Raw genomic sequence first — 5,926 nt, forward strand, 5'->3', positions numbered from 1 at the left:
CCGCGGACGGTGCGTTGCGGATCATCACCCTCAATCGGCCTGACGCCCTCAACGCCGTCAACGACAATCTGCATTCGGGGCTGGCGTCGCTGTGGAACCAGCTCACCGACGATCCCGAGGTGCGGGCGGCGGTGCTGACCGGCCGTGGCAAAGCCTTCTCCGCCGGAGGCGATTTCACCTACCTCGCGGAGCTGGGTGAGGATCCGGCGTTGCGTGCCAAGACGATTCGCCACGGCCGTGAGCTGGTCCTGGGAATGGCCCGCTGCCGGGTGCCGGTGGTGGCCGCGGTCAACGGGCCGGCCGTCGGGTTGGGTTGCAGCCTGGTGGCTTTGAGCGACACCGTCTACATGGCACCCACCGCGTATCTTGCCGATCCGCACGTACAGGTGGGGCTGGTCGCCGCCGACGGTGGTCCGCTCACCTGGCCGCTGCAGATCAGCCTGTTGCAGGCCAAGGAATTCGCGCTCACCGGCACCCGGATCCCCGCCGAACGCGCCGTCGCGCTCGGCCTGGCCAACCACGTGTCCGACGATCCGCTGGCCGATGCCATCGCATGCGCCAAGAAGATGATGGACCTGCCGCAGCAGGCGGTGGAGGCCACCAAGCGGATGCTCAACATCCATCTCGAACGCGCCGTGCTCGCCAGCCTCGACTACGCGAACATGGCCGAGGAGATCTCGTTCCAGACCGACGACTTCCGGGCGACGATCGCCCGGCTCACGGCACCCAAGAGCTGAGAAGGAAAGGTCATTACCGTGCCAGAAGCAGTCATCGTCGCCGCCCGGCGCACACCGATCGGCACCGCGGGCAAGGGCAGCCTGCGCGATACCGACGCGTTCGACCTCGCCGAGCACATCGTGTCGGCGGTTGCCGCCGACGTGGCGGCGCTGGGCAACACCGCCGAGATCGACGACGTGATCCTGGGTGAGGGGCTCTACGGCGGCGGTGTAATCGCGCGCCATGCCGCGATCACCGCTGGGCTGCGGACGGTACCGGGGCTGGCCAACAACCGACACTGCGCCGCAGGACTGTCGGCGGTGCAGTCGGCCGCCGGATCGATTCGGGCGGGCATGGATTCGCTGATCCTGGCAGGTGGGGTGAATTCGGCGTCGACCTCACCCAAGTCGAAGCTACGGGTGGGTGAGGACGAATGGATCGACCCGTGGATGCCGCCGACTCACCCGAATGAGCCGGACGCCCCCAACCAGGACATGTCGATCACCGTCGGCTGGAACTCCGCTGTGGCGGCCGGGATTTCACGCGAGCAGATGGATGCCTGGGCGTTGCGGTCGCACCAGAAGGCGATCGCGGCGATCGACGAAGGGCGATTCGACGACGAGATCGTGCCGATCAAGACCCCGCGTGGGCTGTTCTCCATCGATGAACATCCGCGCCGTACGACCACCGCGGAGAAGCTGGCCGCGCTCAAACCGCTGCACCCGGAGATCGAGGGATTCTCCATCACCGCCGGAAATGCGTGCGGAGCCAACGATGCCGCCGCGCTGCTCGCGATCGCATCAAGCGAGTTGGGTCTGCCCGCGCTCGCCACGGTGCGGTCGTGGGCGAACGTGGGCGTCGAACCGTCGCAGACCGGTCTGTCGCCGGTGACCGCGATCCCGAAAGCGCTTGCACGCGCAGGTCTGTCGCTCGACGATGTCGACCTGTTCGAGATCAACGAGGCCTTCGCCGCCAATTGTGTTGCCTGCGTGAAGCTTCTGGAGATCGAACCGGAAAAGGTCAACGTCTCCGGCAGCGGTTGCTCGCTCGGTCATCCCGTCGCCGCCACCGGCGCCCGCATGCTGGTCACCCTCGTCCACGAACTCCGCAGGCGTGGAGGGGGAATCGGGGTTGCAGCGATGTGTGCGGGGGGCGGGATGGGATCGGCGACCGTGATCGAGGTCAGCTGACGGTGCTGTAGAGGGTGGCGAGGTAGGCGAGGCTGCGTTCGTTGCCGAGGATGCCGCTGCCCATCTTGTTCATCACGTACGAGAAGGTCATGCGGCGGTCGAGGTCCATGAAGATCAGCGAGCCACCCCAGCCGCCCCAGAAGGCGATGCGGCCGTCGGCAGGAACTCCGGGTGCGGTGGCGGCACCGGCGAGGGCGAAGCCCAGGCCGCGACGTACCGGCACCATCAATACCTGGTCGACGTCGTCGACGCGTACTGCGAGCGCCTGCTCGATCGTCTTCTCCGACAGCAGCCGGACGCCGTCGACGGTTCCGCCGAGGGTGATGGCCGACAGGATTCTGGCCACCGACCGGGCGTTGCCGTGACCGTTGGCGGCACCGATGATCGTGTTGCGCCACTCCGGCCGGTTGGCGTCGATGCCGGCTACCGCAGGCCCGCCGAAAGTCTTGACGGCCAGGTGGTCCGGTCCGAGCATTGCCACGAGGTCGACGCCCAGGTCCGGTGGGTTGCTCAATGGTGAGACTCGGTCCCAGTCGCTTTCCTTCGCGCCGATCTGGAAGTCGGCGCCCAGCGGTGCGGCGATCTCCTGGGCCACGAAGTCGCGCAGCGTGATGCCGGTGATGCGTCGCAGTACCTCGCCGAGCAGGTGACCTTGGTTCAGCGCGTGATAGCCCGACGCGGTGCCCGGCTCCCACCACGGCGCCTGAGCCGCGAGCCGGGCCGTGGCCGTGTCGACGTCGAACAGGTCCTCGACGCTGACCGGACGGTCCCAGCCGGACACTCCGGAGGTATGCGCCATCACCTGCGCGACGGTGATCGAATCCTTGCCGTTCTGCGCGAACTCGGGCCAGTAGGTGGCGACGGGGGCGTCGACGTCGAGTTCACCACGGTCGGCGAGCATCAGCATCGACAGGTAGGTGACGGTCTTGGTGGTGGACCACACGTTGACGATGGTGTCCGATTCCCACGGCCGGGTGCATTCGGTGTCGGCGAAGCCGCCCCACACGTCGACCACGTTCTCACCGTCGATGTTGATCACCAGGGATGCGCCACGTTCGGCGCCCGAGTCCAGGTTGGCCGCCAGCATGTCGGTGACCGGCGCGAACCTGTCGTCGGTCACGCCTTTGAGTGCCTGTGCGCGATCGTCGTCATCCACCGGGGTGCTCATGTCGGCCTCCTTACCCGGCGGCCGGAATGCCGCCCGGTGGGGAGTGTATGCCGTGTGCGAGTGCCGTTCGGCGGAGTTGAAGATAATTTCAGGTTGTCGCCGGAGGTGCCGGTTGCAGGCCGCGCATCATCGCCTCCTGCGCGAACGAGACGAGCAGCCGGCCGTCGGCGTCGAGCAGGTCGCCTCGGCCGAAGCAGCGTCCGGCGGTCAGGATGGGGGAGTGCTGGCGCAGCAGCAGCCACTGGTCGGTGCGTACGGGCCGATGGAACCACAGGGTGTGCGAGGTGACGGCCGAGAGGAACACGGTGCCGTTGCCGCGCTGGTCGTAGCCCTCGACCGGACGAAGCGCAGTGCCGATCAGGGTCAGGTCCGTCGCGTACGCGACGATGCATTCGGCCCGGCCTTCGGGTACCTCGGGAGTCTTCATCCAGAGTTCGTAGGTGGGTGGCCCGACGGCCGGGTCGTCGAGGTCGTCGGCCGAACGTGCCTGCCACGGAAGGAGTTCGATGGTCCGCTCGAAGCTCTCGTCGAGCAGAGCGGGGACGGGATCGACGGCTTGGATGTCCGGACCGTCCTCGGGCACGTGCATCGACGCGGTGGCAGTGGCGATCAGCCGCTCACCCCGGGCCGGGTCGCCCTGGACGGCGTCGATCTGGGTGGTGGCGAAGGATCGGCCCTCGTGCCGGACCGACACCTTGTAGGTGACCGGGCTGTCGGTCAGTCCCTCCTTGACGAAGGTGCTGTGCAGCGACTTCACGGACTTGCCGGGACACGAGTGCAGGGCCGCGGCGACGAACTGCGCGAGGATCTGGCCACCGAACAATCGGTGATAATCCAGGTCGAGGTTACCGCCCACCAGGGTGGTGTCCCCGGACTCGGGTGAGGGTTTCAGGTCGAGGACGGACAGCAGTCGATCCCACTCAGCAGACATGGCCCCAGCGTAGCGGAGATCATTCTCTCAAGCGAGAACCATATTCTCGCATGCTGGATGCGTCCCGATCAGTGGTGGAGGAACCCCTGTGAGCAGAATTCCCACACCTCGTCAGCGGAAATAGGGTGCGAATCGGACGATTCGGGCTCGCTGGACTGGGCGATGAACATGACCGTCTGCATCGTCATCGCTGCGAGCCGCCGGATTCCGATGGTGGATTTCACGCGTCCGGCATCCGCGGCGTCGGCCATGAGTTCGGCGAACAGGGTGATCAGCGGCGCGTGTGCGATCCGGACCTCGGTGGGGTGGGTGATGAGCAACTGCGGAGCAAAATCGCTGAACAGTGGCCGCTTGGCGGTGGGGTCCGGCCGCGACAGCTCGAACAGCAAAGTCGTTGCGACATGCAGTTGTTCGACCGGATCGTCCTCGGCCTGGGCGGCGGCGCGGATCTGCGCGGCGGCCTTGTTGAGAGCGTCCTCGAACAATGCCAGAAGCAGTTCGTGCTTGCCGTCGAACTGGAGATAAAAACTGCGCAGTGACTGCCGGGAGCGGTCGACGACCTCCTGAACGGTGAATTCAGTGGTGCCTTTTTCGGTGATGATCGCCTGGGCGGCGTCGAGGAATCGCTGAACGCGTTGTTCGGCACGGAGCTTGGCGGTCTTGATCGACCGCTCCACGGCCCGTTGCTTCCACGCCGGCTCGTCACTGGAATCGGTCACGACAGCGGCCGGGCCTTCGTCCGGAGCGTCCTGTTCTGGCACTGCATACGGGGCAGTCTAGCCGCAAGCGGACTGTCATTAGCGGATTCGCGCGGTGATGTCCATCTCTGACGCGATACGCTACTCTTTGTTTACGAGAACCTGATTCTCAGCGAGAGGTGGATGGATGCTTCTGGAGTTGGACTCCGATCAGCGGCTGTGGCAGAAGACGGTCCAGGAGTTCCTGGCCAAGGAATGCTCACCCGGCTGGGTGCGGCGGGTGGTCGAGGACGGCTCCGACCCGGATCCGCTGTGGCGCGCCATCGTGGCACAGGGCTGGACCGAGCTCGCCGAGGTCGCCGAGACCGTGGAACTGGCGATCGCGCTCGAAGAACTGGGGCGGGCGAGCGACCCCACCCCCTATCTGGCGACGATGACACACTTCGCGCCGCTGACCGGCACCACTCCTGCGGACGGGCACGCAGGTGCCGCCGCCTATTCCGGGGTGAACGCCGCCCGCGTGGGCGACGGGTGGGTGCTCGACGGCATCGCCCGGTCGGTGGTCGACGGTGACCGCGCCCGGCAGATCGCCGTGGTGACCGGTGCCGGGGTGTTCGTGGTGGATGCCGAGCAGGTCACCGCACGCCGGGTACCGATCTTCGATCCGCTGCTGCACGTGGCCGATCTGAGCTTGACCGGCGTTCGCGTCGCCGACGACCGCCGGGTGACCGTCGACGTCGATGCCGCCCGGCGCCGGGTGCTCGTCGGTCTTGCGGCCACGATTGTCGGTGCGTGCCAACGGATCCTGGACCTGACACTCGAACATGTCGGTTCCCGCGAACAATTCGGCGCCGCCATCGGCAGTTTCCAGGCCGTCAAGCACAAGGCCGCCGACATGCACGTCGCGATCGAACGCGCCCGGGCGCTGACGCATTTTGCCGCGTTGTCGATCGCCGCGGACACCCCGGACGCGCAACTGGCCGCCTCGATGGCCAAAGCCGCTGCCGGGGAATGCCAGTCGCTGGTATTCCGCAACGGCTACCAATTGTTCGGCGCGATGGGCTACACCTGGGAGAACGACCTGCAGTTCGCCCTCAAACGCGCCAAGGCCGCCGACCTGCTCTTCGGCGGCGCCGACCACCATCGCGCACTCATCACGGAGGGGTACCGTGCAACTCAGCTTTGACGCCGACATCGAGGAATTCCGTGCGGAATTCAGCGC

6 protein-coding genes are annotated in these 5,926 nt (G+C 66.6%); 3 read left to right on the forward strand and 3 right to left on the reverse strand.

Features of this window, described 5'->3' with window-relative positions; translation table 11 throughout:
* Together KDB67_RS16885 and KDB67_RS16890 are read left to right on the forward strand one after the other, a co-directional pair.
* A partial coding sequence (locus tag KDB67_RS16885; RefSeq protein WP_291018018.1) for an enoyl-CoA hydratase/isomerase family protein occupies positions 1 to 737 on the forward strand: 737 nt, incomplete at its 5' end.
* A gap of 18 nt (positions 738 to 755) precedes the next feature.
* On the forward strand, positions 756 to 1,907 hold the full coding sequence (locus KDB67_RS16890) for a thiolase family protein (protein ID WP_291018021.1): 1,152 nt from the start codon (positions 756 to 758) through the stop codon (positions 1,905 to 1,907).
* Here KDB67_RS16890 and KDB67_RS16895 read toward each other — a convergent pair.
* The 3 genes from KDB67_RS16895 to KDB67_RS16905 all read right to left on the reverse strand — a co-directional run bounded on the left by KDB67_RS16895 (position 1,900) and on the right by KDB67_RS16905 (position 4,725).
* The gene (locus tag KDB67_RS16895; protein ID WP_291018024.1) at positions 1,900 to 3,075 is read right to left on the reverse strand and encodes a serine hydrolase domain-containing protein; all 1,176 of its coding nucleotides are present in this window, start codon (positions 3,073 to 3,075) and stop codon (positions 1,900 to 1,902) included. The two genes, KDB67_RS16890 and KDB67_RS16895, sit on opposite strands and share 8 nt — an antisense overlap.
* An 88-nt stretch (positions 3,076 to 3,163) precedes the next feature.
* Positions 3,164 to 4,006 carry an acyl-CoA thioesterase domain-containing protein gene (locus KDB67_RS16900; RefSeq protein WP_291018026.1) on the reverse strand — a complete coding sequence of 281 codons (843 nt, stop codon included), beginning with the start codon at positions 4,004 to 4,006 and terminating at the stop codon, positions 3,164 to 3,166.
* A 68-nt stretch (positions 4,007 to 4,074) separates the two neighbouring features.
* Positions 4,075 to 4,725, reverse strand: coding sequence for a TetR/AcrR family transcriptional regulator (locus KDB67_RS16905; RefSeq protein WP_291018029.1), 651 nt, complete (start codon positions 4,723 to 4,725; stop codon positions 4,075 to 4,077).
* A gap of 166 nt (positions 4,726 to 4,891) precedes the next feature.
* Between KDB67_RS16905 and KDB67_RS16910 the strand changes: the two genes are divergently transcribed.
* Positions 4,892 to 5,890, forward strand: coding sequence for an acyl-CoA dehydrogenase family protein (locus KDB67_RS16910; RefSeq protein WP_291018031.1), 999 nt, complete (start codon positions 4,892 to 4,894; stop codon positions 5,888 to 5,890).
* Positions 5,891 to 5,926 lie beyond the last annotated feature (36 nt).

The sequence above is a fragment of the Gordonia sp. (in: high G+C Gram-positive bacteria) genome, from assembly GCF_020438995.1.
Lineage (GTDB): Bacteria > Actinomycetota > Actinomycetes > Mycobacteriales > Mycobacteriaceae > Gordonia.

Excerpts from the sequence above, each read along its gene's own strand:
- KDB67_RS16895 (WP_291018024.1), bottom strand. The coding sequence starts at position 3,075 with ATGAGCACCCCGGTGGATGACGACGATCGCGCACAGGCACTCAAAGGC.
- KDB67_RS16900 (WP_291018026.1), bottom strand. The coding sequence starts at position 4,006 with ATGTCTGCTGAGTGGGATCGACTGCTGTCCGTCCTCGACCTGAAACCC.
- KDB67_RS16910 (WP_291018031.1), top strand. The coding sequence starts at position 4,892 with ATGCTTCTGGAGTTGGACTCCGATCAGCGGCTGTGGCAGAAGACGGTC.